Genomic DNA, 842 nt, shown 5'->3' on the forward strand with positions numbered 1-842 from the left:
CTCGACGCCTGACCAGAGAGTGCGGGGCGGCGGGGACGGCCTGTGCGTCCGTGCCCGCCGCCCGTCCGCGACAGACCCAGGCTCGGGCTGAGGTGAGCCATGGCCTGACAACGGATTTGTCAGAGCCGGTTCATCCGGGGCAGCGGAGTCGTCAGTGCGCCGTGGACGGCCACCGCCGCCGCGTAGCCGCGGTCCACGGGGATGTCGAGGAGGGTCCAACCGGTGGGCGGGTAGGGACCGTCCGGGCCTCCGGAGCCCACGTAGTCGGCCGCCGGGTCGCGGCCGAGGCCGGTGCCGAGGCCCTTGAGGTAGGCCTCCTTGCGGGTCCACAGGCGGGCCAGCGCGCGGGGTCGGCGAACGGGTGGCAGGTCCTCGATCTCCGCCTGTTCGGCCGGGTGCAGCATCGCGGCGAGTTCGGCGGCGCTGCCCGGGTCGGCGATCAGGTCCACGTCCACGCCGATGGGGGTCACCGCCGTTCCCACGAGGACGAGGTCGCCCCGGTGGGAGAGCGAGAAGTGCAGTTCGCGGGTGGCGCCCAGGACGGTCGGCCGGCCGTGCGGTCCGCCGCAGCACGGGCAGGTCTCGCGGCCGTAGCGGATGTCCTGGGGGCTGGTGCCGAGGTAGGTGCCCAGCAGTCGGCGAAGCGCCAGGTGGGCCGCGGTGAAGCGGATCCGGTCGCCCGCGTGGGCCAGTTCGGCAGCGCGTTGCCGTTCGGTCGGGTCCAGTACGGCCGTGTCGAGGGCGGTGCCGCGAACGTCGGGGACCCTGAGGAGGTAGAGGTCGAGGGAGCCGGGGCGGGGCAGTGCCCGTCCCGGCTCCCTCGACCTCTACCTCCTCAGGGT

The 842-nt window shown here is 74.1% G+C and carries 1 protein-coding gene; it reads right to left on the bottom strand.

All coding sequences use genetic code 11. The features are described 5' to 3' along the window. Nucleotides 1-119: 119 nt before the first annotated feature. On the bottom strand, nt 120-470 hold the full coding sequence (locus tag C1I97_RS40505; protein ID WP_181447116.1) for a 4'-phosphopantetheinyl transferase family protein: 351 nt from the start codon (nt 468-470) through the stop codon (nt 120-122). Nucleotides 471-842 lie beyond the last annotated feature (372 nt).

Origin of the sequence: Streptomyces sp. NTH33 (assembly GCF_003236365.1) — a bacterium.
Classification (GTDB): domain Bacteria; phylum Actinomycetota; class Actinomycetes; order Streptomycetales; family Streptomycetaceae; genus Streptomyces.